Annotated in this window: 25 protein-coding genes and 1 tRNA gene; 11 read left to right on the plus strand and 15 right to left on the minus strand. The window is 65.4% G+C overall.

Translation table 11 applies throughout. The features are described 5' to 3' along the window. Nucleotides 1-3 precede the first annotated feature (3 nt). The gene (locus tag RN51_RS08295) at nucleotides 4-894 is read left to right on the plus strand and encodes a rhomboid family intramembrane serine protease (RefSeq protein WP_045263577.1); all 891 of its coding nucleotides are present in this window, start codon (nucleotides 4-6) and stop codon (nucleotides 892-894) included. 144 nt (nucleotides 895-1,038) lie between these two features. Here the strand turns inward: RN51_RS08295 and RN51_RS08300 are convergent, their stop codons facing one another. Then, nucleotides 1,039-1,278, minus strand: a complete 240-nt coding sequence (locus RN51_RS08300; RefSeq protein ID WP_045263578.1) for a cell division protein CrgA — start codon at nucleotides 1,276-1,278, stop codon at nucleotides 1,039-1,041. Between the two features lie 104 nt (nucleotides 1,279-1,382). Between RN51_RS08300 and RN51_RS08305 the strand changes: the two genes are divergently transcribed. Genes RN51_RS08305 through RN51_RS08315 form a run of 3 tightly spaced genes read left to right on the plus strand, consistent with a single transcriptional unit; the run spans nucleotide 1,383 to nucleotide 2,987 of the window. Continuing rightward, nucleotides 1,383-2,174, plus strand: coding sequence for a class E sortase (locus RN51_RS08305; RefSeq protein ID WP_045263579.1), 792 nt, complete (start codon nucleotides 1,383-1,385; stop codon nucleotides 2,172-2,174). Between the two features lie 28 nt (nucleotides 2,175-2,202). After that, on the plus strand, nucleotides 2,203-2,358 hold the full coding sequence (locus RN51_RS18525) for a hypothetical protein (protein ID WP_045263580.1): 156 nt from the start codon (nucleotides 2,203-2,205) through the stop codon (nucleotides 2,356-2,358). Further along, complete coding sequence (locus tag RN51_RS08315) at nucleotides 2,355-2,987, plus strand: anthranilate synthase component II (RefSeq protein WP_045263581.1); 633 nt, start codon at nucleotides 2,355-2,357, stop codon at nucleotides 2,985-2,987. The genes RN51_RS18525 and RN51_RS08315 overlap by 4 nt, the downstream gene beginning before the upstream one ends. 34 nt (nucleotides 2,988-3,021) lie before the next feature. On the opposite strand, the gene pknB is transcribed toward RN51_RS08315, so the two are convergent. The 7 genes from pknB to RN51_RS08350 are packed head-to-tail and all read right to left on the minus strand — an operon-like array spanning nucleotide 3,022 to nucleotide 11,880. Further along, a complete protein-coding gene (gene pknB, locus RN51_RS08320) occupies nucleotides 3,022-4,710 on the minus strand; it encodes a Stk1 family PASTA domain-containing Ser/Thr kinase (RefSeq protein WP_045263582.1) in 1,689 nt (562 codons plus the stop codon). 46 nt (nucleotides 4,711-4,756) lie between these two features. Then, on the minus strand, nucleotides 4,757-6,490 hold the full coding sequence (locus tag RN51_RS08325) for a protein kinase domain-containing protein (RefSeq protein WP_045263583.1): 1,734 nt from the start codon (nucleotides 6,488-6,490) through the stop codon (nucleotides 4,757-4,759). Then, nucleotides 6,487-7,941 (minus strand): peptidoglycan D,D-transpeptidase FtsI family protein, encoded by a 1,455-nt coding sequence (locus RN51_RS08330; protein ID WP_045263584.1) that lies wholly within the window; start codon nucleotides 7,939-7,941, stop codon nucleotides 6,487-6,489. The genes RN51_RS08325 and RN51_RS08330 overlap by 4 nt, the downstream gene beginning before the upstream one ends. 1 nt (nucleotide 7,942) lies before the next feature. Then, nucleotides 7,943-9,328, minus strand: coding sequence for an FtsW/RodA/SpoVE family cell cycle protein (locus tag RN51_RS08335; protein WP_045263585.1), 1,386 nt, complete (start codon nucleotides 9,326-9,328; stop codon nucleotides 7,943-7,945). Further along, nucleotides 9,325-10,626 carry a PP2C family protein-serine/threonine phosphatase gene (locus RN51_RS08340; RefSeq protein WP_045263586.1) on the minus strand — a complete coding sequence of 434 codons (1,302 nt, stop codon included), beginning with the start codon at nucleotides 10,624-10,626 and terminating at the stop codon, nucleotides 9,325-9,327. The genes RN51_RS08335 and RN51_RS08340 overlap by 4 nt, the downstream gene beginning before the upstream one ends. Nucleotides 10,627-10,633: 7 nt before the next feature. Continuing rightward, entirely contained in the window at nucleotides 10,634-11,158 is a 525-nt protein-coding gene (locus tag RN51_RS08345) for an FHA domain-containing protein FhaB/FipA (RefSeq protein WP_045263587.1), read from the minus strand. Next, complete coding sequence (locus tag RN51_RS08350) at nucleotides 11,155-11,880, minus strand: FhaA domain-containing protein (protein ID WP_045263588.1); 726 nt, start codon at nucleotides 11,878-11,880, stop codon at nucleotides 11,155-11,157. Before RN51_RS08350 ends, RN51_RS08345 begins: the two co-directional genes overlap by 4 nt. A gap of 145 nt (nucleotides 11,881-12,025) precedes the next feature. On the opposite strand from RN51_RS08350, the gene RN51_RS08355 reads away from it, so the two are divergent. The 4 genes from RN51_RS08355 to RN51_RS18205 all read left to right on the plus strand — a co-directional run bounded on the left by RN51_RS08355 (nucleotide 12,026) and on the right by RN51_RS18205 (nucleotide 15,189). Then, nucleotides 12,026-12,108: transfer RNA gene (locus RN51_RS08355), tRNA-Leu, on the plus strand. Between the two features lie 131 nt (nucleotides 12,109-12,239). Next, on the plus strand, nucleotides 12,240-13,643 hold the full coding sequence (locus tag RN51_RS08360; protein WP_045263589.1) for a hypothetical protein: 1,404 nt from the start codon (nucleotides 12,240-12,242) through the stop codon (nucleotides 13,641-13,643). A 119-nt stretch (nucleotides 13,644-13,762) separates the two neighbouring features. Beyond that, complete coding sequence (locus RN51_RS08365; RefSeq protein ID WP_045263590.1) at nucleotides 13,763-14,113, plus strand: hypothetical protein; 351 nt, start codon at nucleotides 13,763-13,765, stop codon at nucleotides 14,111-14,113. Between the two features lie 59 nt (nucleotides 14,114-14,172). After that, entirely contained in the window at nucleotides 14,173-15,189 is a 1,017-nt protein-coding gene (locus RN51_RS18205) for a DUF4236 domain-containing protein (protein ID WP_082066520.1), read from the plus strand. Between the two features lie 52 nt (nucleotides 15,190-15,241). Here RN51_RS18205 and RN51_RS08380 read toward each other — a convergent pair whose 3' ends face one another. After that, complete coding sequence (locus tag RN51_RS08380) at nucleotides 15,242-15,733, minus strand: hypothetical protein (RefSeq protein ID WP_045263593.1); 492 nt, start codon at nucleotides 15,731-15,733, stop codon at nucleotides 15,242-15,244. 42 nt (nucleotides 15,734-15,775) lie between these two features. Further along, nucleotides 15,776-16,183: a hypothetical protein gene (locus tag RN51_RS08385; RefSeq protein ID WP_045263594.1), complete on the minus strand. Its 408-nt coding sequence runs from the start codon at nucleotides 16,181-16,183 to the stop codon at nucleotides 15,776-15,778. Nucleotides 16,184-16,228: 45 nt separating this feature from the next. Between RN51_RS08385 and RN51_RS08390 the strand changes: the two genes are divergently transcribed. Both RN51_RS08390 and RN51_RS08395 read left to right on the plus strand, forming a co-directional pair. Then, a complete protein-coding gene (locus RN51_RS08390) occupies nucleotides 16,229-16,462 on the plus strand; it encodes a hypothetical protein (protein WP_045263595.1) in 234 nt (77 codons plus the stop codon). 241 nt (nucleotides 16,463-16,703) lie between these two features. After that, a complete protein-coding gene (locus RN51_RS08395; protein WP_156149143.1) occupies nucleotides 16,704-17,267 on the plus strand; it encodes a hypothetical protein in 564 nt (187 codons plus the stop codon). A gap of 2 nt (nucleotides 17,268-17,269) precedes the next feature. On the opposite strand, the gene RN51_RS08400 is transcribed toward RN51_RS08395, so the two are convergent. The 5 genes from RN51_RS08400 to RN51_RS08420 all read right to left on the minus strand — a co-directional run bounded on the left by RN51_RS08400 (nucleotide 17,270) and on the right by RN51_RS08420 (nucleotide 21,871). Then, nucleotides 17,270-17,743 carry a hypothetical protein gene (locus RN51_RS08400; protein ID WP_156149144.1) on the minus strand — a complete coding sequence of 158 codons (474 nt, stop codon included), beginning with the start codon at nucleotides 17,741-17,743 and terminating at the stop codon, nucleotides 17,270-17,272. A gap of 8 nt (nucleotides 17,744-17,751) precedes the next feature. Then, nucleotides 17,752-18,339, minus strand: coding sequence for an RNA polymerase sigma factor (locus RN51_RS08405; RefSeq protein WP_045263598.1), 588 nt, complete (start codon nucleotides 18,337-18,339; stop codon nucleotides 17,752-17,754). Between the two features lie 71 nt (nucleotides 18,340-18,410). Continuing rightward, a complete protein-coding gene (locus RN51_RS08410) occupies nucleotides 18,411-18,761 on the minus strand; it encodes a helix-turn-helix domain-containing protein (RefSeq protein WP_045263599.1) in 351 nt (116 codons plus the stop codon). A gap of 95 nt (nucleotides 18,762-18,856) precedes the next feature. Then, nucleotides 18,857-21,457: a helicase C-terminal domain-containing protein gene (locus tag RN51_RS08415; protein WP_045263600.1), complete on the minus strand. Its 2,601-nt coding sequence runs from the start codon at nucleotides 21,455-21,457 to the stop codon at nucleotides 18,857-18,859. Between the two features lie 126 nt (nucleotides 21,458-21,583). Beyond that, the gene (locus RN51_RS08420; protein ID WP_045263601.1) at nucleotides 21,584-21,871 is read right to left on the minus strand and encodes a helix-turn-helix domain-containing protein; all 288 of its coding nucleotides are present in this window, start codon (nucleotides 21,869-21,871) and stop codon (nucleotides 21,584-21,586) included. An 85-nt stretch (nucleotides 21,872-21,956) separates the two neighbouring features. On the opposite strand from RN51_RS08420, the gene RN51_RS08425 reads away from it, so the two are divergent. After that, on the plus strand, nucleotides 21,957-22,925 hold the full coding sequence (locus tag RN51_RS08425; protein WP_052674643.1) for an AAA family ATPase: 969 nt from the start codon (nucleotides 21,957-21,959) through the stop codon (nucleotides 22,923-22,925). Nucleotides 22,926-22,974: the final 49 nt, after the last annotated feature.

Here is a 22,974-nt window from a genome sequence, read left to right on the forward strand (position 1 = left end):
CGGATGACCACGCCAGAGTTCACGGGCAATAGCGACAACTTCTGTTATCGCCATCCGGATCGGCAGAGCTTCGTGCTCTGCCAGCGGTGCATGCGCACCATCTGCCCCGAGTGCCAGACGCAGGCGGCCGTCGGCGTCATCTGTCCCGAGTGCATGAACGAGGATCGGAAGAACCGTACCCCTGCCCAGAAGAAGGCCGCTCGTCGGTGGGGTGGCAGCGGCGCGACCATGGCGCTGGGGCGCGGTGGAAAGCCGGTCGTCACCTACGCTCTTCTCGCGGTCACGTCGTTCATCGGGCTGGTTCAGCTGATCCCGGGGCTCAATGATCCGATCGCGCAGGCGCTGGGCTTCTACGCGCCATACCTGTACCCGAATCTCTTCGGGCTCCCCTTCGAGCCCTGGCGTCTGCTGACCGCGCTCTTCGTCCATGGAGGGTTCGTCCACCTCGCGCTGAACATGCTCGCGCTGTGGATGCTCGGGCAGAGCCTCGAGCCCATGCTCGGCCGCGTCCGCTACCTCGCGCTGTATCTCATCAGCGGCCTCGGCGGTTCCGTGATGGTCGCGATTCTGGCGCCCGGCTCGTTGACCGTCGGAGCATCCGGGGCGATCTTCGGACTCTTGGCGTCGCTGCTGATCATCGGGCGCCACATCGGTGCGAACGTCACCGGGATCCTCGTCATCCTCGGCATCAACTTCGCCTTCGGTTTCTTCGCCGGGGGAATCTCCTGGCAAGCGCACCTGGGCGGCGCCATCGTCGGCGCCCTCGTCGCCCTCATCCTGGTCAAGACCAAGCGCCGCGACCAGCGGACCCTGCAGATCGTTCTGCTGTCTGCGCTGGTCGTCCTGTTGATCGTCGTCGTGGCCTTCGTGCCGCCGCTCATCCTTTTGTCCTGATCGCGAGTTGTTAACAGGGTTGTTAACCCCTGTGAATAACACCGGTGTAATTCTCCCCAGGCTGTGGATGGACCTGTGGATAACTCCAGGTACGAGAAAGGCCCCCTCGCGATGCGAGGGGGCCTTTCTAGAAAGAGAGAGGTGTCAGCGCCAGCGTGTGGTCATCAGGAAGCCGATCAGCGCGATGCCGAGGCCGATCGCCAGGTTCCAGTTCGACAGACCGGGGATCGGGTACTGCATGCCGGAGATGTAGAACACCAGGATCCACACGAGCCCCAGGAGCATGAAGCCGATCATCACCGGCTTGAACCACACGGCGTTGGGAGCGGCGTCGCCTTCGGCGCGCTCGACGGCGGGTTCTTCTGTCTTGCGGTCACGTGCCATTCCGTCATTGTACCCATGAGACCTGTCCCCCGCCGAGGCGGGGATGCCCCTCGCGAACGGCGAAGCCACGGCACGCGCTCAGTGTTCCCGGATATGATCACCGCATGAGTGCATCCGTCGTGCCTGGGGGGCGTCCGCGGCGACAGCGACCGCGCTCGCGTGCCACGTTCGCGAGCGTGCTCGGAGAGCTGCTCCTCACCGCCGGCGTGATCGTCTTGCTCTTCGTCGCATGGCAGATGTGGATCGGCGACATCATCATCAGCGCCCAGAAGAACGACGAGGGCGCCGCTGTGTCGCAGGCGCTCGCGCAGGCTAATCCCCCAGCGCTCCCGCCCGTCGTCGAAGGGGACGACGGAACCACAGCGTACGTGCCCCCTGTGCCCGCAGCTCCTGCCGATGCGCAGTGGTTCGGACAGATGCACATCCCCCGCTTCGGCGCGGACTACAACTTCGGGATCTTCGGCGGGACGAGCCGTGCGCGCACGCTCGACCAGCAGGGCATCGGGATCTACACGAACTCGAAGATGCCGGGCGAGGTCGGCAACTTCTCGCTGGCCGGGCATCGGACGACGTGGGGAAAGCCGTTCAATCAGCTCGACAAGCTGCAGTTGAACGACGCGATCGTTGTGGAAACCCCCGACGGCTGGTACACCTACCGTTTCCGGACGCTCGAGTACGTGAAGCCCAGTCAGACCGACGTGCTCGCCGACGTGCCGCAGATGCCGGAGCAGCAGACCGGGGAGCAGTACATCACGCTCACGGCCTGTTCTCCTCTGTACTCCTTGGCGGAGCGCATCGTCGCCTACGGGGTGTTCGAGGGCTTCCAGCCGCGCGCGGAGGGCCCGCCGACCGCGCTGACCGACCCGCCGCCTCCCCCGGCCGCGCCTTCGGTGTGATCATGGACGTCTGCAAGGGAGAAGACTGATGTACGCCGCCCTCTGGCGCCTGCTGCCCGGTCCGTGGTGGCTGCGCGTGCTCATCCTCGTGATCGTGGTCGCCGCGGTCCTCTACGGACTCTTCTGGTACGTGTTCCCTTGGGTGAGCCCGATCATCGCCCCGGGCGAGGTCGACGTCGAATGACCCGGGTGCTCGTGGTCGACAACCACGACAGCTTCGTGCACACCCTGGTCGGATACCTGCGTGAGCTCGGAGCCGACACCGGGATGATCGAGTCGGATGCAACGGACGCGGCGGAACTGGAGAGGATCGTGTCGGAGTACGACGCGATGATGCTCTCGCCGGGACCTGGCTCGCCTGTCGACGCCGGGGCTTCGATCGATGCCGTCCGCATCGCCACGCGGCTGCGGGTGCCGACCCTCGGAGTGTGTCTCGGGCATCAGACGATCGGTGAGGCGTTCGGGACTCCTGTCACTCCCGCAACTGCACTCATGCATGGCATGGTCTCGGCCGTCACGCACGATTCTTCCGCGCTGTTCGCCGGAATCCCGTCGCCGTTCGACGCGGGTCGCTACCACTCGCTCGTGCTCGCGGGGTCCGATCTGCCGCCCGAGGTGGTCGTGACCGCCTGGACCGAGGATGGGACGGTGATGGCGCTGGCCCATCGCGACCTGCCGCTGTGGGGCGTGCAGTTCCACCCGGAGAGCGTGCTCACCGAGGGAGGCTACCGACTCCTGGCGAACTGGTTGGAACTGTGCGGTGACGTCGACGCCGTCGCGCGCGCCGAGACCCTGCACCCGCTGTCACGCTGAGGCGGCGGCGCGCAGATTCAGCGACCCGCCACCGTCAACCGGTGCAGAAGAAGATCTGGACGGACGAGCCGACGGGAACATCGCCAGGCGCGACGGACATGGAGTGCACGGTCCGCGGCTCCGTGGCGGGGCATTCCGCTGTCTCGGTCGGCACGGCCACGAGCCCGAGATCGGTGAGGTTGGCCGTGGCGGCATCCACCGTCCACCCCACGAGGTCGGTGAGCGTCACCTTGCCGCTGGCCACGACCAGGTTGACGACGGTTCCCGGATCGAGCTCGGCATCAGCCTTCTCGCTGGCGGAGATGACGGTGTTCGTAGCCAACGACTTGTCGTTGCGCTGGATCACCGTTCCGAGTTCGAGGCCGGCCGCTTCGAGGGCTTTGGTGGCGTCGTCGAGTGCCATCCCCTCGATCTTCGGCATCACGACCGTCTCTTCACCCTTGGAGACGTACAGGGTGACCGTGGAACCCTCCTCGACCGACACTCCCGCCTCGGGGTCGGTGCGGATGACGTTGCCCTCGGCGACCTCGGAGCTCGTCTCGATCACGATCTTCGAGGACAGGTCGAGATCAGCGAGGTCGTCCTGTGCACGCTCGGACGAGACATTCACGAGGTTCGGGACCGTTCGCGACGTGCTCGACACCTCGGGAGGGCGCATGCTGATCGTGACCACCCAGAACAGCACCGATGCCAGCAGCACGGCGAGAAGCGCCACTCCGGCCCAGATCCACGCGACCGGTGGCCCTGACTGGGTCCTGGTCATGGTGGTGTCCGTGCTCAGCTGACGCAGCGACCGCGCGGTCTCCTGGGCCTGCCGCGGGCTCGCGCCGTACAGCTCGCTCGTCAGCGCTCCGAGTTCCTTGCGCGTCGGGGCGTTTCCCGTCATGGCGGAGTCGAGGGCTGCGCGGAAGTGCGCGGCGTCCGGGTACCGCTGGTACGGATCCTTCGCGAGTGCGCGCAGCACGATCGGGTCGAGCGTACGGGGAGCGTCCTCGTTGACCTCGGTCGGAGGGACCGGCGTCTCACTGACGTGCTGATAGGCGACAGCAACCGGCGATTCGCCGCGGAACGGCTGGCGTCCGGTGAGCAGCTCGTAGAGGACCACACCGGTGGAGTAGAGGTCGGCTCGCGCATCGACAGGCTCGCCCTTCGCCTGCTCCGGCGAGAAGTAGGCGGCGGTGCCGATGATCTGGGTCGTCTCGGCCACAGTGGAGGACGAGTCGGAGACGGCCCGGGCGATGCCGAAGTCCATGACCTTGACCTGACCCTTGTCGGTCACCATCACGTTGCCCGGCTTGATGTCGCGGTGCACGACTCCCGCACGATGCGAATAGTCGAGCGCCTCGAGTATGCCGTCGACGTAGCGCACGGCGTCGGCCGCGGGAACCGGACCGGCGGCGATGATGTCCTTGAGCAGGGTGCCCTTGACGAGCTCCATCACGATGTAGGGCGGCTCGTCGGAACCGCCGTCGCTCGTGGAAGGATCACCGGCGTCGAACACGCGGACGATCGACGGGTGCGACATGCGCGACGCGGCCTGCGCCTCGAGTCGGAACCGGTTTCGGAACGTCGTGTCGCGGGCCAGCTCGGCGTCGAGGATCTTGATCGCGACCTCGCGACCGAGTGTCAGGTCGTACCCGCGGTACACCTTCGCCATCCCGCCATGCCCGATGAGCTCGTCGACGCGGTACCGGCCCGCGATGACTCGTGGCTCTGTGGACACGGATGACCCCCTGGAAAAAACGTCGCTTGCTGAACTGAACTACAGGTTACCCGTCGGTGCCGCTGTCCCCGTTTCCCGGAGCCGCCGTGATCGTGACCGAGAGCGGGGGCGATGCGGCAGAAGTGCGCTGGTCGCCGCCGGAGCACATGCCCTGGTAGGTGACGATGAGCTGCTGCCCTTCGGCATCGGCGATCTTCACCTGCGCATTGCGCTGCGTCGGCTGGAAGTTCGGCCCGCCGGACACGAAGGTGCCGTTCTGGACCGAGACGACGTAGCCGGAGAGCGTCGTTCCGCTGGGGCACGTGAAGCCGGTTCCCCAGGAGATCGTCACGGTGGAGCCGGCGACCGGGTTGCCGGTGATCGTCGGAGCATCGGTCGGAGTCGGAACCCCGGCCCGCGCGGCGTAGGTCGTCAAAGTGATCGCCTGAGTGGTCTCCACGTTGCCAGAAGGGGCCACACGGTAGACCTGGCCGACCTCCGCGTCGCTCGGCGCAGGGTCGCCGTCCACGCAGGTGATCTCACTGTCGAAGCCCGCATCCTTGAGCGTGGAGGTGGCGGTCGCGCAGTCCATGCCGTTCAGGCCCAGAGCGGTGACGTTGACTCGGGTCACCTCCGGCGTCGGCGAGGGCGGCGGGGGAGTGGTCTGCGTCACCGTGGGAGTGTTGCTCGGGGACTTCGTCGGATCCGCGTCGCCGCCCTGGTTCGCCAGCATCGCCCACAATGTTCCGCCGAGGACGATCACCAGCAGTGCGATCAGAGCGATCAGCGGCCACGTCCAGGGGCTGCGCTTCTTCTTCTTCTTCTCTTCTTCCGCTTCTTCCTCGGTGGGAAGCTGCGCCGTCGTGGGAAGGATGCGCGTGGTGCCGTCGTCGCCCGTCGCGGTCAGTATCCGGGTCGCGTCGTCTCCACCGGCGACGCCGCCCGTCGCGATCGCAGGCACGGCGATGGCCGCCGAGTTCAGGTCGCCTCGGCGAAGAGCCTGGGCGGCCCGTGCCACGGTCGCGGACGACGAGGGGCGATCGCCGGGCTTCTTGGCGATCATCGCCATGACGAGGTTCTGCACCGGGATCGGCACGGTCGGAGGCAGCGGCGGCGGCTGCTCGTTGATCTGCGCCATCGCGATGGCCACCTGCGACTCGCCCGTGAATGGACGCTTGCCCGCCAGGCATTCGTACGCGACGATGCCGAGCGAGTAGGTGTCTGTCGCGGGGGATGCCGGATGACCGGATGCCTGCTCGGGGGAGAGGTACTGCACCGTGCCCATGACCTGTCCGGTCGCGGTGAGCGGAACCTGGTCGGCGATGCGGGCGATGCCGAAGTCCGTGATCTTGACGCGGCCGTCCGGGGTGATCAGCAGGTTGCCGGGCTTGATGTCGCGGTGCACGAGGCCGGCGGCGTGCGCAGCCTGCAGAGCGGATGCCGTCTGAGCGACGATGTCGAGCGTCTTGTCGGCGCTCAGCGCTCCGTCGCGTTCGAGAACGGTCGAGAGCGCTTCGCCTGGCACGAGCTCCATGACGAGGTAGGCGCTGCCGTTCTCCTCGCCGTAGTCGAACACGCTGGCGATGCCCTCATGGTTGACGAGAGCGGCATGCCGGGCCTCGGCACGGAAACGCTCGAGGAACCCGGGGTCCCCCATGTACTCGTCCTTGAGGATCTTGATCGCGACGGTACGTCCGATGACGTGATCCGTCGCTTCCCACACCTCGCCCATGCCACCGATCGCGATACGCGACTGCAGCTCGTAACGACCACCGAACGACACACCCTGCGTCGGCCTCATCTGCCCAGCACCGCCTCTATGACCTTCTTCGCAATCGGAGCGGCGATGGTGTCGCCGCTGCCTGATTGTCCCTGTCCGCCGCCGTCTTCGACGACGACCGCTACTGCGACCGCGGGGTCGTTCGCCGGCGCGAAGCCGGTGAACCACAACGTGTGCGGCCTGTTTCCGTTCTCTGCGGTGCCCGTCTTACCGGCCACGTCGATCCCGTCTATTCTTGCACCCTGGGCCGCGCCCGTTGCGACGCTCGCGACCATCGCGGCCGTCACGTCGTTGGCCACATCGGCCTCCATCGCGCGTCCGAACTCACTGTCCTGGAACGCCTTGATGACAGAGAGGTCGTTGCCGATCACGGCATCGACCATCCGCGGATTCATCACGATGCCGTCGTTCGCGAGACCTGCGGAGACCATGGCCATCTGCAGCGGGGTCGCGGTGACCTTCCCCTGACCGAAGCCGGTCAGTGCGGTCTGTGCGTCGTCGAGAGCACGAGGGTAGCTGGAGGGCGTCGACGTCAGCGGCGTGTCGAAGGACTGGTTGAAGCCGAGCTTGTCGGCCATCTCGCGGATCGCGTCGTCGCCGAGTTCGACCGCGAGCTCGGCCATGGGGATGTTGCAGCTGAGGCGGATCGCCTCGGCGATCGTGACCGTCTCGCCGGGGCCGCAGGCACTGCCCCAGGCATTGGAGACTCGATTGGACGACCCGGGAAGGGTGTAGACGGCCGGGTTGGGCAGCGTCGACTCCGGCGTCCATTTGCCGCTCGCGTATGCCGCAGCCGCGACCACGACCTTGAAGGTCGAACCGGGAGGGTTCAGATCTCCGGCGATCGCACGGTTGGACAGCGGCTTGTTCGCATCGGCCACCAGCTGGTCGTACGTGGCATTCGCGGCGTCCGCGTCGTGCGTCGCCATCAGGTTGGTGTCGAATCCCGGCGTGGACACCATGGCGAGGATTCGTCCGGTCTTCGGGTCCATCGCCACGACGGCGCCCTTGAGGCCGCCGAGGGCTTCATAGGCCGCTCGCTGCGCCGCGGTGTTCAGCGAGAGTTCCACGCTGTACCCCCGCTGCGGCTGACCGGAGAGGATGCGCTCGACCTCGCCGAGGAAGGCGTTCGATCCCGTGCCGGAGAGCTCGGCGTTCATGGCCTTCTCGATGCCGGTGCTCGATCCCAGAGCCGGGTTGAAGTATCCCGTCACGGGTTCCCAGATGGGGGCATCCGCGTAGGTGCGCTGGAACTGGTAGCGGTCGTCGCTGGGCACCGAGCTCGCGATCGCGACGCCGTCGACGATGATCGATCCGCGCTGGATCTCGTAGCTGTCGAGCTGGGTGCGCTTGTTGTTGCCGTTCTGGGCGAGAGCATCGGCCTCGACGACCTGGATCCAGCTGGTCGCGGCGAACAGTGCGATGAACATGAACAGCATGATGATGCTGAGGCGGCGGAGTTCCTTCGTCATGTCAGCCGATCACCACCCGGGGTTGGCGCCGCACACCGTCGGAGATACGCAGCAGCAGAGCCACGATGAGCCAGTTGGCCACGAGGGAGGATCCACCCGCTGCGAGGAACGGGGTGGTCAGACCGGTCAGCGGGATGAGGCGGGTGACACCGCCGACCATGATGAACACCTGCAGGGCGATCGTGAACGAGAGTCCGGTGGCGAGCAGCTTGCCGAAGTCGTCCTGACCTGCGAGGCCGATGCGCATGCCGCGGCTGACGAACACCATGTAGAGGCAGAGGATCGCGAACAGTCCGATCAGTCCGAGCTCTTCGCCGAGGCTGGTGATGATGTAGTCGCTGTGCGCCAGCGGGGTGACCTCAGGACGGCCCTGACCCCAACCGGTGCCCATGAGACCGCCACGGGCGAGACCGAAGAGACCCTGCATGGGCTGGTAGCCGGCGCCATCGGGGTCGACCTTGTTCGCATCGAAGAGGAAGAGCCAGTTGGTGAAGCGACCCTGCACGTAGCTGAGGATCTGCGTCGCGAGTGCGACACCGGCCACGACGAGGGCCAGGCCGATGAGTACCCAGCTGGTCTTCCCGGTCGCGACGTAGAGCATCGCGACGAACATCCCGAAGATCAGGGTTCCGGTGCCGAGGTCGCGCTGGAACACGATGATCCCCAGCGAGATGAGCCAGACGACGAGCACGGGGCCGAGCTCGCGCATCCGGGGCCAGGTGATGCCCAGCACCCGCTTGCCGACCGATGTCAGGCTCTCGCGCGTGCGGACCAGATACCCGGCGAAGAAGATGGCCAGGCAGATCTTGGCCAGCTCGCCGGGCTGGAACGCGAAAGCTCCGCCGAGCGACACCCACACGGCCGCGTTCGCGTCGGGGATGCGCAGCCCGGGGACGAAGGGCAGCAGCAGGAGCAGGATTCCGGCGAGGCCGAAGATGTACGTGTACCGGAAGAGGACGCGGTAGTTGCGCAGCAGGATGACGACCACGATCGCACCGGCGAGTGAGATCGCCGTCCACGCGAGCTGCTTGGTCGAGTAGGCGTTCCAGCCGGTGTTCTTGAAGGCGATGTCGATGCGGTAGATCATCGCGATGCCGAGGCCGGTGAGCAGCGTCGCGATCGGCACCACGAACGGATCCGCGTCCGACGCCACGAAGCGCAGCACGATGTGCAGGGCGAACGCGAGGGCGGCGAGGCCACCGCCGATCGCGAGGATCATCGGGTCGATCACACCGAGCGCGCCCAACTGCACGAGTGTGAGCGCGGCACCGCTGATCACACACGCGAACAGCAGCAGCCAGAATTCGCGGTTGCGCTGGCTCTGCGGCATCCGGATGCGCTTGAGGGCCTTGATGACGCTGGTGTCGGCCGCGACGTCGGTGCTCATCCCTCACCCCCCGCCGGGGTGTCGACAGGAGTCGGCATGGGCGAGGGCAGCGGCGTCTCGATGACGTTCGCGTCCGCACCGGCCTTGAGCCGGTCGACGATCGCCATCGCGTCGGACAGCGAACGTGCGGTGATCGTGCGCTCCACCGATGCCCGCTGATACGGCGGCAGGTTCGCGAGCAGGATGTCGGTGTCCTGGATCGGAGTCGACAGCGTGATCGGGCCGATGTTCTGCTGCACGCCCTGGAAGATCACGACGCTGTCCTCATCGGCTCCGATGAAGTACCGGGTCTGGGTCCAGCTGTAGGCGGCGAAAGCTGCGACGCCGAGCATCACGATCACCACGAGAGCGCCGGCGATCCACCCGAGACGGCGGCGCTTGGCGCGGCGGCGATCCTCTTCGATGAGCTCCTCGAGGTACTCGGGTGCCGGCTCGAAGTGGCTGGGTTCGTTCGCGGCCTGCCGCACCGGGTGCAGCCAGTTGCTGCGCGGAGCCCGGACCGGAGGCACGTACACGCCGTCGGGGTTCGAGGCGGAGCCGACGATGGTGGGGGTTCCCGAGTGGATCGGGTGCTGCCCGCCGACGTCGACCAAGACCATCGTGACGTTGTCCGGTGCGCCGCCGTCGAGTGCCTGCTTGAGCAGGATGTCGGCCGTGCGCCCCGGGGCGAGGCCGAGCTGCATGGCCTTGAGGATGTGGGGCTCGTCGACGACTCCTGAGAGTCCGTCGGAGCAGAGCAGCCAGCGGTCGCCGGGCTGCGTGTGCATGACGAACATGTCGAGCTCGGGGTCGGAGTCCATGTCGCTGAGCACGCGCATCAGCACGGAGCGGCGCGGGTGGTAGCGCGCCTCCTCCGGGGTGATTCGGCCCGAGTCGACCAGACGCTGCACGAAGGTGTGATCGGCGGTGATCTGCGTCAGGGCGTCGTCGCGATAGAGGTAGATGCGCGAGTCGCCGATGTGGCCGATGACGGCGTACTCGTCGACCATGATGATCGCACTCAGCGTGGTGCCGAGACCTGCCAGTTCCGGACGGTCCTTCGCGGCGCGGATGAGGTCGCCCGCGGCCGTGGTCGCCGCGGCCTGCAGCGAGGCCTGCGCGTCCTCCGTCGTCGCATAGGCCTGGTCGAGGGGCTCGAGGCGCTGGATCGCGATGCTGGAGGCGACGTCACCACCGGCGTGCCCGCCCATGCCGTCGGCGACGACGAAGAGATTCGCCCCGGAATAGCCGGAATCCTGGTTGTTGGAGCGGACCTTCCCGGTATGGGAGATCGCGACGCTCGAGCCCTCGAAGACCATGCCGGCGTCAGGCTCGCAGCTCGAAGGTCGTGGCGCCCACCTTGATGGGGGTGCCGAGCGAGAGGGCGACCGGCGAGCCGGAGACGCGCTGACCGGCGACGAAGGTGCCGTTGGTCGAGTCGAGGTCCTGGATCGCCCAGGCGTCGCCGCGCAGCATCAGGCGCGCGTGGTGGCTGGAGGTGTAGTCGTCGCGGATCACGAGGGCGGACTCGCTGGAGCGGCCGATCGTGAGGGAGTCGGCGCTCAGCGGCAGCTCCAGGCCCGCCTTGGGGCCCGAGGTGATCACGAGCCGCTTGGCGGTCGCGACCGTCGCCGGGCCTGTGGAGGGGCGGGCGGAGGCGGGCTTCGCGGCGGGTGCCGCGGGTGCCGCCGTCGGCGCTGCAGCGGGGGCTCCCGCCGCCGCCTCGGCCGGGAGCTTGCGCACGCGCACGCCGAACAGGTCTGCCCGGAGCGAGTACACCACCCCGAACACGAAGAACCACATCAGGAGCAGGAACCCGATGCGGAGCAGAAGGAGGATCAGTTCACTCAACCGAGGGCTCCGAACGCTCGGGTGGCGTCGTCGTCCCTGGGGGCTGGACGCGACGGTGCGGCCACGGGGACGATGCGGAACACCAGATCGGTGCGACCGATCGTGATCGTGGTGTCGGTGGGGAGCGCGGCTTCGCGCAGCTTCTGACCGTTCACCTTCGTGCCATTGGTGGAACCGAGGTCGCGCATCATGGCGCGCTCCCCGTCCCACAGGATCTCGATGTGCTTGCGGCTGGAACCGGCGTCGGCGATTGTGATGTCGGCATCCGAACCGCGTCCGATCACCGTACGGGCGCGCGAGATCGAGTGGCGGCGGCCGTCGACGTCGACCACGGCCTGCCAGCTGACGCGGCCCTCGACCGTTCCGGAGCTGACGCGCACCGTGCCGGTGGCGACCTTCTCGTCGGCCTCGAGGGTGATCGAGAGCGGCCCGGCGAAGCTGTACCCCTGCGACGAGGCGTGCTTGGTCAGCAGAGCGTGCAGCTCGTCGGTGAGAGCGCCGCCGAGTCCACGCATCCGCTCCGCATCGTCGGCGCTGAGGCGAACGATGTAGCTGTTGGGCGCGATGATGCGGTCGCGGCTCACGACCGCAGCCTTCGTATCGGCCTCACGCCGCAGCGCCGAAGCGATCTCCACAGGCTGGATGCCGCTGCGGAAGGTCTTGGCGAACGCGCTGTTCACTGCGCGCTCGAGACCTTTCTCAAAGCTGTCAAGTAGTCCCACTGGGCTCCTCTGGCATGCCGGCTGGTAGGGACATCGTAGCCAGGTGTCCTGGGGGAACGCCGCCGAAGACCCCCGTCGAGTGTGCAACGAGCCCGAAAACGCATGATATCTTTGGGAAGTTGAGTTCTTCGGAACGAGACGACTCGCGCGAGTGGCGGAATGGTAGACGCGCTGGCTTCAGGTGCCAGTGTCCTTATGGACGTGGGGGTTCAAGTCCCCCCTCGCGCACAGCGAGGCCCTGTTCGTTTTTACAGGGCAATCTGTTCGTGAATGAAAGAGCCGGTCAGGTCGAGAATCTGACCGGCTTTTTCTGTATCCGGTGAAGTTGGTCGTGATCGAGCGAGAGGCATGCGGAGACAGTGAACCCGCCGTTCCAGCTTCGGGCACACCACGCCAGTGACGACCCGCTGCTTCGCGATGGCCGTGCGGCGCGAGCACTGAGGGTGCTCGTGGACGCATCAGTCTGGGTGAGGGTCCAAGAGAGCGACGACCTTCCCGACATCCTGCTTCGAACGCTGGTTCTGAGCGAGCGGATAACCATGACCCTCTATGGAGACGATGGCCCGCCGGATGGGGTCGAGCGTCGGCCGATGGATTCGTTGTTCGGCGGCGGGGAAGCAATCGGCTGGACAGTCGTCACGAAGACAGACGACCAGACGGTCCCGTACGAGATCACGACAGCCACCACCAAGCGGGTTGCGGGTGGGGCTCTCTTCGAGGGCCAGGTCTTCGAAGCGAGAATGATTCTTGGACAAGAGCGGGATGCGGCAGATGAACGCGATGCTCTACTCATTACCGTGGCTCAGGAGGTCGGCGCCGATCTGCTGATCACAGAACGCGCCTCCCTCCTCGACACTCGACTGTTGGAGAGGGGGAACTGTCAGGTCGCAGGGCCGGCCGACGCACTGGCGCTGGTCGCCCTCTACCTCCGGGCTTCCGGAGAGTTCATCACCGCGAAGCTCGATTCATGGAGCTTCACGGCCACACCGACACGCTTCTACCAGCAGATGGCGGAGGCGCACATTCCGTCATTCGCGGGTTTCGTTCGTCGCGGGGATGGTCGTGTAACTGCAGCCCGACTCCTGACTGTGCTGAGTCGTGCACGCTCGCTGTTTGCGGCCCGGGATCGCATCGCCCTTCTGACGAGCGAGCCGGCGACGGAGGACATCGCGGAGGAGATCTCGCTCACCTTCACCCACGCCCTCGTGGATATGGTCGCGTTCCATGATGTTCTCGCACGTGTCGTCAACGAGTGCTTGAAGCAGCCAGAGACCGAACCTCAGCGGATCAAGTGGCAGAACCATGCGTGGTGCGAGCGGGCTATTGATCAGTTCCCTGAGCTCCGGGCTCTCTGGAGTGCGGACGGGTACGCGAAGCGCCTTAATCACGCCATGCGGGTCATACGCAACGAGATTCACGATGTCGCGCCGTCCATCGTCCCCTTCAGAGATGAGCACGGAGCTGCCCAAGTGGGATTGGCTTTCCATTTCGACGTCGGGTCGCGGGTACGGGCGTCGCTGGACACGCTCGTTGATCAGCGGAACTACGGAGTCCGGCAGGTGTTCACCGACGGTCATCTGATTGACCCACATATCTTCTATGAGTTCGTGTTGCCATGGATGCTCCGTTCGGTCGATGACATCCTGACGGCGCTGCTTCGCCGCCTGCCGGAGCGTGCGCAGGCTGAGCGGTCAGTCTTGCTTCCGGAAGCTGTTAGAGATGATGCTCTGCGCTCCCTCGCGCGAGTCCCGGCACACCAGTAGTTACGTTCGGCGGTTTTGGGGGTCCTCGTAGGCGGGCCGTCGACGGATACCTTGCGGCACATCGCATCGGTCCATGATTCTGTAGTTGGACCCGCCGCACGCCTCGATAGCCTTGGCGCATGACGGACAACGGAAACATGCACCCGTTCGAGCCGACCATTCGGGCCGCGGTCAATGCGGTGGAAGCGAGACTCCCCGAGATCCGGGCGGCGAAGGAGTCGCACCCGGACCGGTGGCAGGCGCTGCACCTTGAGTCCTTTTGGAACGGGGACGCAGCGCTTGTGGTGTTGAAGCCGCGGAACGTCCGCCCCACGGACATGACGGTCACGGCAGACGGTGATCTGCAGGAGTACATGGGCGGGCACGGAGCCGTAGCTGTTCTTCTTCGCAATGCTGCGACGCACATCGTCGTGGACTGCAACGTGGAGACCGCGCGAGTCCAGATGACGCTGCCAATCACTGCGCTCTAGACGACCCGTCGACCGCCAGTAGGGTGCATCTGAAGACATGACAACCAGTGAGGGTGACCATGGGGTTCAAGGTCCGTAAATCCATCAAGATCGCGCCCGGCGTGCGCTTGAACGTCTCGAGCAAGAACGTCGGGCTATCGGCAGGTGTGCGGGGAGCGCGCGTGAGCGTGAATACCAATGGGCGCACGACGCGCACCGTCGGGATTCCGGGCACCGGCATCTCGCACACGTCCACGACATCGACGAAGAAGCGCGCTTCCTCCGCTCGACAGCCGGTACGCGCACCGCAGCCCGTTCGCCCGCCGGTGCCCAAGAAGATCAAACCCGGGCTCACCGCTCCGGCGTGGGAGAAGCAGCTGTTCAAACAGCTCTCGGGCACCCCGGATACGACTGCGATTCACGCCGTTGGGCAGCAACACCCTGTTGCTGTGGCCACCGCAGCGATGGTGGAAATTCTTCGGGTCGTGGGACCCAACAAGGATGCAGGGCGTGCCCGCGTGCTCCTCGGATGGCTGTTTGATACGGGCTATGACCCGTCCCGGGACCCGTTCATCATCAAGTACCTCGAAAGCCCCGAGATCAGCATTCCGGTGGCGACGGGAGTGACCGCAGAGATGCCCTGGGACCGGCAGGCGATGGGACTGTTCGTCGCAGAACTGGAACAGGCGAGCGGGAACCTCCCACGTGCCATCGCGGTCGTCGAGAGCCTGGACCCGACCACGGTCGCCGCCGTGTCACTGGCGGAGCTCTATGCCGAAGCTGAGCGGTGGGCTGATGTCGTCGATCTCACCAACGGCCTGAGCAACGACGATGTCGCTGCGGCCTTCCTTCTTATCCAGCGCGGGACCGCGCTTCGAGAGCAGGGCTACTTCGAGGCTGCACGCGAGGCGCTGAAAGAGGCGCTGCGGCCACGGTCACGACCTGTCGAGCTGAGGCACCTCGCGTTGGTCGCGCGCGGGCACACGTATCTCGCGGAAGGCAAGAAGGCGATGGCACGGAAGGACTACGAGCGGGTGATGGCTGACAACGCCGCATACCCGGGCCTCAAGGAGATGCTCGAAGCCGCTGCCAGCTGAGTCGCGAAAGCGGTGGGCACCTCAGTGAGTACCGAGGCACCCATCGCTCGCATCAAGCCGACGGAGAGCTGGTCAGAGCCTCGAGCACGTCGGTGACAACGTCGACCGGTGGAGCGTCGGCCATCAGGTCGAAGTGGACGGCCACTCGCCGGCGGTTGTCACTGGCCTCAATCGTCGCCACACCATTGCGCCGCGAGATGTGGTGGAACAGCACATCGGGTTTCATGACGATGCCGTTCGGTGCGAGAACACCGAAGTTGTACAACGTCTCCGCCCACCAGAAGTTCTCCGTCTTGAACGGTGGCGCCCACTCCGGGCTGGCGTTCGCGTCGACTGTTTCACCCAGCACCGCCGAGATGGCGCTTGCCATCTCATCCCGTGATGCAGTGGCGCGCACCATCAACTGTTGCCCGGTTGTCAGCGTCACGCCCAGTTCAACGGGCCCGAGGTCGATCCGTTGCAGCAGACCGTTCTCGGGTCGGACGTTCTCGAGAGTGGAGAGCTCGATGAGAGCGTCGCGCCACAGGGTGACGTCGGATGTCACTGGTTCATAGGGTTCCGGGAGGACCGAAGCGCTGGCCGCGCTCTACCTGTTCTTTCGCTTCTTCCTCGGATCCTCGCGGTGCTGCTGGATCTGGTGAATGTGTCGAAGCGAACTTGTATACCCCGCCTCCTGGTCATTGGGCCTTGCCCACGCGTCATAGGAGAAGTAGAGAGTGAGTCCGGCGATCACGACGCCGACGATCCCCGGGAGTGATGTATCGACGCCGTTGAGGAGCCACAGACCAAAGAACCCGACGCCGATGCCTGGCGTGCCGAAAACTCCGAGCTTGATCAGTCTCCGTTTTTGCAGATGGCTGCGGCTCCCACGGAGACGAGCGCTTTCGACGTCAAGCTGCTCGTCGCTGCACTGCTCGTACGGGACGTACTGCTGCTGCTGGTCATGCACGTGGATTCCCCCGTACAGGTTGCCCCCGGTATTGATATCCCTCATCCTGATTCCTCGCGCATAGGGCTTCCGTTCACAGATAGGAGTCCCATGCCTCACTTGCTCAACTCGAACGCCTATGTCGTCCGTGATCCTGCGGCACAGCGTCTGCGCCTCGCGGAGAATGCCCGCACGGAGTGGATGCTCGCGGACGATCTCGGGATCAGCCGAGCGCGTCTGCGTCTTCTCCGCTGGAGCGGATGTGCCCCGAGCGCAATCCTCTTCGAGGGCGTCGTCTACTACACCTTCGACGCCATCGCAGAGTGGCACCGCCGATTCGAGTGACGCTGCCACGTCATCGTGGCACGCGATGCGCAGCAGGAGTGGTGGCCCGCGTGAACACATGAAGAGCTGTCTCAAACTCTGTGTCTCCGTCAGCCTCGGGAATGCAGGAATCCCGCCAGGTTTACCTGACGTTCCCGCGTAATTCCGCGGCACCACAGCAGAACCCTCCGGTCACGCCGGAACCCCCGAACACGGGTTGGACATACCGAAGCGAATCCAACCCCTATCGGAGGAGCTTCCCGTGTCCCTACGCCCATGGTTCGCGACCGCTGCAATCATCGCAACGTTTGCGTTCGCCACCCCCACCTCCGCCCTCGCAACAGCTGAACCAGATGCCTGCACCGTCGCCGGCGTCGCTGTTCCAGAAGGCAATCCATTGCCCGAGGAGATCCCGACGGTGATCTCGTGCTTCGACTCTGTCGAGGAAGCCGAACAGTTCATCGAAGACGGTGCGCCCGGCGACCTCGAGCAGGTTGAGCAGACGAACCTCGCTGCACGCGCGGCAGCTGCGACAGTCATCGTCGGAAAAGCGTGGACGGGCACGTCACGCTCGGGCACCGTACTCATCCATTACGGCTCTGGCACCGGGTGCTACGGCGTCTCGTTCGGTTTCCCGACCATCGCATCGACCTGGAACAACAACGTTCGCTCCGCGGAGGGTCTCAACAACTGCTGGTCAACGCAATACGACGGGACCAGCTACACGGGCGCGCTGCTGAACTGCACGCCGTACTGCGCCACCCTCGGATCTTTCGCTGCGAAGACCTCATCCATCGTCTATCGCCCCACCGGAACATGGGGATGATGTCAGCTTTGGAACGGATGCAGTCTCAGCACTGAGCACTCGATGACCCCGGGCACGACCGCGGCTTCGCCTTCGTCGGTGACGCACATGGTGAACTCCGTGGGCGCGATTGCAGGGGAAGGGGTGGCGACCAACGGGTCATGCTCTTCGAAGGCGCCCCCTTCCCACATCTGCACACAAACTGCCTCAGCATCTGTGATGGCTACAACGCCGTCTGGTGTGGCGATGCTCGCTGCTGCACCAGACAGCGTGCCGTCGGAGTTGCGGTACGGGCCTTCGAGACAGTGAACGACGCTGGTCTCACTCACAGGCTTCTCCTCGAGCAGCACCACAGCGGCGACACCTGCGCCGGCGACAGCGAGAACACCGCCTGCGATGGCAGCACGGCCCCAAATGGTCTTCCACCATCTAGGTCGGGAAAGGTCGCGGCGCATCTGCTCGATGAGCAGATCTTGAACTTCGCGATGATGCGGCATGCGGTCTGTCACGCGCGGGCCTCCTCTGATGTCGGAGCGTACTGCTCCAGCGCTCCTCGCAGTCGGGTCTTCACTCGAGATAGCCGCGATTTCACTGTCCCTTCAGGCACACCGAGGACGACGGCGGCGTCTGCAAGCGGCATCTCCTGGATGACGCAGAGGATCACGACGCTCGCTTCGCGGCTGTTCAGCTGCAAGAGCGCGTTGCGCACGCTCTGCGAGATCTTCAGGGAATCCATCGCCTGAGCGACCTCGTCGGCATGGTCGGGCACGTGGTCGTCATGGGGGATCCGATGAAGCAGGCGTTGGTATCGGCGGCGACTTCTCTGGCTGTTCTTTGCGGCGAACGACGTCGTCGCGAGCAACCACGGCAAGACCGAGCCGTCCACGACGCGGACCTTGTCGCGTTTGCGCCAGAGTTCGAAGAATGCGGTGGCGGCGACCTCCTCGGCGTCCCACGTGGATTGCATCAGCACGAGCGACATCCGAAACACCGGCGCCTGATGGCGGTCGTGTAGTAACCGATACGCCGGCTCGTCACCGCGGGATAGTCGGAAGAGGAGCTCGCCGTCTGTGGATCCACCCGACTCCGACACGATCTCACCTCACACACTCCGGTCGACATCCAGACCTTCATCGAGTCTATGACGCGTGTGAGAAGCACGGTTCAGGCGGCGAGGGTGACGTTGAGGTCGCGGCGCGCTTGACGCGGGCTCCGGTGCAGGTACCGGTGGCATTGCGAACGAAACGTCTCGTACGTGCCGTAGCCGCAATGGACGGCGATGACCGACATCGCCACTGTGGGGTTTCGGGCGGCCATGATCACCACCTGTTTCAGGCGGCGGCGCCCGAGGATCTCCGCGACTCCGGGACCTCCCGCGAACGCCCGGTCCAGTTGCCGTCGGGACACGAACAACTCCTGGGCGAGCCAGACCGGATTGACATCCGGTCGCTTGAAGTGCGCCTCGATGAGGGCGAAGCACTGCTCCCGAAGAGCTACTAGATCAGTGGACCCCATACTTCGAGATGTCCGGCAGTCGCAGGCTGGTTCCATATTCGACGCAGACACACTGTGGCCCCGGCTGCGAGGCAGTCGGGGCCACAGTGGTGGGGCTATTCGCTGGCGCTGTTCTCGTCGCCCAGCGGCGTCAGCGTCAGGCGGTCAACGATGTCCTCCGGTGTCAGCCGAGCATTCTTCAATGCTTCGGCAACCGGCGCGCGCCGCGCCTTGACGTCCAAGGTTCGCAGCGTCTGGAGGTGAGACCACAAACGCTCCACGTCGACGGCCAGCGCGAGCACGTTTGCCGGCGTGACTCGCCATGTGCCGGGCTCGGCGAGAGCCATGGCTGTCCGGTTCACGAGAGTTCGCGGGGAGATCATCACTGCGGCGCTTCCCGTGGGGATCGCTGCGACGTCGCGGTCGTGGGCGACAAGCCCCAGATGTCCGTTGACCTGCCGCACGTCCTCCGCGCCGATGAGTCCCTCCGGAACGTGCTCGCTCTTCGCCTCGAGGCTGAGCCACAGATGGTCATCCCAGCACCATTGCGAGTCCGTTCGAGCATCACCGGTCGGCTTGCTGGCGTCGGCGCCCACGAGCTTTCCGAGAGCGCTCAGTGCCGGCTCATACGTGCCGTGGTCGATGGCGCCGAGACCGGAGATGGTTTCGGAGATGATCTGCGACAGCCGGGCGGGGGTGCCGACATCGCCGATGTACGCCGACAGTCTCACCACGGCGCTGGTGAACGCCGGGCTCGCCGTCATCGCGGTTCTCCCCGCGAAAGGCAGATACGAGTTCATCCAGGTGGCCGGGGTCGCTGCGCGGACTGCCTGATCTGCGAGGGCGTCGGCGGCGCTCGCCAGTGCGGGATCCTCCCTCAGCCTGCCTGCCTTGTCCATGAGCACAGCCGCCCGGAACAGCAGCGTCGCGCGGTAGCCGCGAGCGTCCCGAGCGCTACCAAGCGCGGTGGCCGCGTCGTGCAGCTTGTCAGCTGCAGTCTTCCAGTCCTCGTGCCACTGGCTTTCCAGCGACTCCACCTCAAAGCGCGCAGCGCGGGCGAGGGCATCAGCGGCCGCCGGCACAACCTGCCGAACGGAGGTGAGGTTGGTGGTGATGTCCTTCTCGGCGTTGTCTCGCCAATTGGTGCCCTGTTCGAGGAACGCATCAACGTTCTCGAGAACCTCGTCGGGTGTTGTCTCCGACTGTTCAAGGCCGAACTGGATCTCGGCCTGCAGCTCCGGAGGGAACGCGCGTGTCACTTCCGGCCGGGACAGGTAGGTGGTGGTCTCCGAGTCTGCGATGACGACGAGAGCCCAGTCGCTGCGGTGTCGGGTGCAGCGGCCGATCCCCTGCACGACGCGGCTGCGCACTCGCTCGTCCGTGACCGAGCTGGAACGTGCACGGGACTTGTAGAAGCGTTCCTGCAGGTTCGTGGTGCCGGGGAATCCGTACAGGGTCACCGCTCGGCAGGCGTCACCAGGCAGGTCGATGCCGTCGTACCGGTTGGCGAGGACCGCGGCGGCATCGGTCGCGGATGCGAACGTATCGAAGCTCTCCTCCACGTCCCCCTTGTGGAACACGCTCCACCCGTCAGGGACGAGAACCTCCTCCGCCTTCTCAGCCTCATGGTCGCTGGGAGCGATGATCACTGCCTTGCCCATCTTCGCCAACAGTGTCTTCGTGAACGCTTCCGGGTCCACGCTGTCGACATGATGCGGAAAGACAAGGAAACGTCGTCCGGATCGAGGCGTTGGCGCCTCGGGCGGGAGGGACAGCTTCTTGATGGACGGCCGGCCGAACGCACGCTCCAGCTCTCCGGCCGCGCCCATGGTCGCGGACAGATAGATGCGTTGGTTCGCGTTCGTGAACAAGGTGTTCTCGAACGTCGGCGGCGTCGCCGGCCGGATCTCCATCCTGTTCCACGACAGGTACAGAGTGCACGAGGAGAGGTGTCCGTCGATGGCTCTGCGGGCGAACATGGCGCTCCGAGCTGCGCCGTCGTCCTTCTTCCCGAACAGGTTCAGGGCATTGCTGAGAGGCTCGATCCAGTCCTCATGCTGCGCGAGGAACAGAGCATCGACGAGCTCCCGGGTGCCCGAGCCCGGGTTGTTCATGATGAGCTGGCTGTAGCGGTCCGGGGACAGCGTCGAGCGGACGGCTTCGAGGACCGCCGTGTAGATGTCGTTGTGCTTCGCCCGGGACACCTCTACCGTGTACGCGTGGGACACGTACTGCTCACCGGCGTGCGCGTCGTCGAACACGATCACATCCGCGTCGATGAGCTTGGGCGAGGTGTTGAAGATTGCGGAGTACGTTGTCACGGCAACCGCGCGAGCGCGCTCGTAGGACGTCTTCGCTGACGCGTCCCAATCGCCGAAGGGCCCTGACAGGTCGACGACGGGGATGCCTTCCTTCGCTGCTGCCTGCATGACCTGCTTCACGAGCTGGCGAGTGGGGCACGCGAAGATCGCACGGCCCTTGCCCTCCCGTCGACGCCAATCGGCGATGAGCAGACCGGTGAGTGTCTTGCCTGTCCCCGTCGGCAACTCGATGGAGAGATCCTTCGCCGTGACGCGCTTCGATATGTAGGCGCGCATGAGGTCGGTCTGCTGCGACCACAGACCCTCCGAATTCTCTCCGGTACGCGGGAGCAGCGGAAACAGCTTCTCCGGTGTCTCTGCGCGAAGTTCGGGGGCGGGCCCCTTCTTGAATGCCATGACTGTCCCTTCGCCCTCTTGGTGCACTGCTGCTTCGAGTCTGGCGGGAGACGTGTATTCAAACGTGCGAGAAGTGCAGAATTTAAGACAGCATTAGGTGTTCGTCTCACCCGCAGACGCCGCAGTTCAGGAGTCGTCAGCGGACTTCGGGGCAGCAGGCCTCGGGAGCGACTGGGGTCGGAGCGGACCTGTTCGACGACGCAGGAGGTCAGTCACGTCGAGACCGAGCTCGACGGCGATGGCGGCGATGGTGAAGATGCCGGGATTCGGGCTTCGCCCATCCTCGATCTTCTGAATGGTTGACTCGTTCACGCCCGACCGCTTGGCCAGCTCTTTTCGGGACATTTTTACGTGTTCTGTTCGGAAGGTCTTGATCACATGCGCCAGGGCGGAACTCCGTTCAGTATCAACCATTGCGCACCTCCACTCCCTCCGATCTGCCAACACAAACTAGCAAAATACTACTATCTATGTAGGCTATCAGTGCTACGATAAGAACATGGCTGGACGGCACCTGCGGGACCTCATCTCCGCATACGGAGAGCGCGACGATCTGAAGTTCCGTCGCGCCGCGCAGGCCATCATCCAGGAGGAGGAAGGCAAGAAGCACACGGTGCTGGCGCGCGAGCTGCGTGGCATCCTGGCGGCGAACAGCAACCTCGCGGTGAGCGAGCAGCCGGCCCTCCCTGCCTTGCCCGTGGACCGGGATAGCTCTCTGCCCCTGGCGTACGCGACTCATCCGGACGTCTACCTCAGCGACCTCGTGCTTGCGGATGCACCGGCTGCGGCGCTTGCTGGGCTGCTCAACGAGGTGCGCCAGTGGTCCGCGCTGGATGCGGCGGGCATTCCCCGCCGCAACCGCTTGCTCCTTTCAGGTCCGCCCGGTTGCGGCAAGACCACTGCGGTGTCGGCGCTGGCCGGCGAACTCGGTCGCCCATTGGTCACTGCCCGCGTCGAAGGCCTCATCTCCAGCTACCTGGGGGAGACGGCAGCAAACCTGAACAGCCTGTTCGAGTTCGCCAGCTCTGGACCGTATGTTCTGTTCCTGGACGAGTTCGACAGCCTCGGAAAGACGCGGGAGGACAGCAGCGACCATGGTGAGCTCCGCCGTGTCGTGAACGCCGTGCTGCAACAGATCGACCGGTACGCGGGCCCATCGCTCATTGTCGCTGCGACCAATCACTCGAACATCTTGGACTCGGCGCTCTGGCGTCGGTTCGACGCTGTCGTCGAGCTGCCGCTGCCCGACCACGCGCAGATCATTACACTCCTCAGCCGGCTCCTTCCGAAGCTGCCCAGCGACAAGGCCGACGCGATGGCGGTCGAGCTGATGGGGCTCCCTCACGCAGGAATCGAGTTCTACGCGAACGCGGTCCGGCGTGCAGCGGTCCTTGACGGCGCCAAGCTGCCCACCGACGAGCATTACGCGCTCGCCCTGCACAGCACGACGTCTCGCCGCTGGCAGTAGGCTCAGCCCGCTGTGCACCACAGCTTCGTCGTGCCCTAGCATCAGCGAT

The sequence above is a fragment of the Microbacterium oxydans genome, from assembly GCF_000956405.1.
GTDB lineage: Bacteria > Actinomycetota > Actinomycetes > Actinomycetales > Microbacteriaceae > Microbacterium > Microbacterium oxydans_C.

Coding starts and splice junctions, on each gene's coding strand:
- RN51_RS08400 (WP_156149144.1), bottom strand. CDS start 17,743: ATGCCGCATCATCGCGAAGTTCAAGATCTGCTCATCGAGCAGATGCGC.
- RN51_RS08335 (WP_045263585.1), bottom strand. CDS start 9,328: ATGAGCACCGACGTCGCGGCCGACACCAGCGTCATCAAGGCCCTCAAG.
- RN51_RS08385 (WP_045263594.1), bottom strand. CDS start 16,183: ATGAGGGATATCAATACCGGGGGCAACCTGTACGGGGGAATCCACGTG.
- RN51_RS08420 (WP_045263601.1), bottom strand. CDS start 21,871: ATGGTTGATACTGAACGGAGTTCCGCCCTGGCGCATGTGATCAAGACC.
- RN51_RS08390 (WP_045263595.1), top strand. CDS start 16,229: ATGCCTCACTTGCTCAACTCGAACGCCTATGTCGTCCGTGATCCTGCG.
- RN51_RS08325 (WP_045263583.1), bottom strand. CDS start 6,490: ATGAGGCCGACGCAGGGTGTGTCGTTCGGTGGTCGTTACGAGCTGCAG.
- RN51_RS08340 (WP_045263586.1), bottom strand. CDS start 10,626: ATGGTCTTCGAGGGCTCGAGCGTCGCGATCTCCCATACCGGGAAGGTC.
- RN51_RS08300 (WP_045263578.1), bottom strand. CDS start 1,278: ATGGCACGTGACCGCAAGACAGAAGAACCCGCCGTCGAGCGCGCCGAA.
- RN51_RS08425 (WP_052674643.1), top strand. CDS start 21,957: ATGGCTGGACGGCACCTGCGGGACCTCATCTCCGCATACGGAGAGCGC.
- RN51_RS08415 (WP_045263600.1), bottom strand. CDS start 21,457: ATGGCATTCAAGAAGGGGCCCGCCCCCGAACTTCGCGCAGAGACACCG.
- RN51_RS08315 (WP_045263581.1), top strand. CDS start 2,355: ATGACCCGGGTGCTCGTGGTCGACAACCACGACAGCTTCGTGCACACC.
- RN51_RS08365 (WP_045263590.1), top strand. CDS start 13,763: ATGACGGACAACGGAAACATGCACCCGTTCGAGCCGACCATTCGGGCC.
- RN51_RS08295 (WP_045263577.1), top strand. CDS start 4: ATGACCACGCCAGAGTTCACGGGCAATAGCGACAACTTCTGTTATCGC.
- RN51_RS08330 (WP_045263584.1), bottom strand. CDS start 7,941: ATGACGAAGGAACTCCGCCGCCTCAGCATCATCATGCTGTTCATGTTC.
- RN51_RS08410 (WP_045263599.1), bottom strand. CDS start 18,761: ATGGGGTCCACTGATCTAGTAGCTCTTCGGGAGCAGTGCTTCGCCCTC.
- RN51_RS18205 (WP_082066520.1), top strand. CDS start 14,173: ATGGGGTTCAAGGTCCGTAAATCCATCAAGATCGCGCCCGGCGTGCGC.
- RN51_RS18525 (WP_045263580.1), top strand. CDS start 2,203: ATGTACGCCGCCCTCTGGCGCCTGCTGCCCGGTCCGTGGTGGCTGCGC.
- RN51_RS08305 (WP_045263579.1), top strand. CDS start 1,383: ATGAGTGCATCCGTCGTGCCTGGGGGGCGTCCGCGGCGACAGCGACCG.